General features: G+C 50.9%; 1 protein-coding gene. It reads left to right on the top strand.

The window, feature by feature from the left end; translation table 11 throughout:
• On the top strand, positions 1–448 hold a 448-nt coding region (locus tag QK296_RS28970; RefSeq protein WP_348775213.1), incomplete at both ends, for a DUF6708 domain-containing protein.

Below are 448 nucleotides of genomic sequence, written 5' to 3'. Positions count from 1 at the left end.
AAGATTACAAGCGGCGTTCACCCCGAACTTGGAACAGCTCATCATGGTATTTAAAACACCTTTACTCGACAAACCTGCTCCTGGCTGGAAGCACGATTTGCCGGGGCCAAACGAATCGCCCTCCATTGAACCGTATCCTCCCGTACTATCGAATCCGCCCAATCATGTTGACGATGTATATCTTGAACTGGCACGCGCCACCGTGCGAACTCGCGGGATTGGAGTCTGGATGGCTCCTTGTATGTTTCTGTTTGCTCTCATTCCTCCCATCACTTGGATCGTTATCCTTATAGCGACTGGAGATATACCTTCGTTTGTATTTCATTTCTTCGGTCTCATCGGATTTATCACCCCCCTATGGGGAAGCGTGTTTATCTGGAGAATGGACGTTGCCCCTCCCCGCGACGAACCCATCCGCTTCAACCGCTTCCGACGCAAAGTCTACGTC

It is taken from the genome of Pseudomonas sp. AL10 (assembly GCF_029960685.1).
Classification (GTDB): domain Bacteria; phylum Pseudomonadota; class Gammaproteobacteria; order Pseudomonadales; family Pseudomonadaceae; genus Aquipseudomonas; species Aquipseudomonas lactis.
This window is presented reverse-complemented; position numbering and strand designations above follow the sequence as displayed.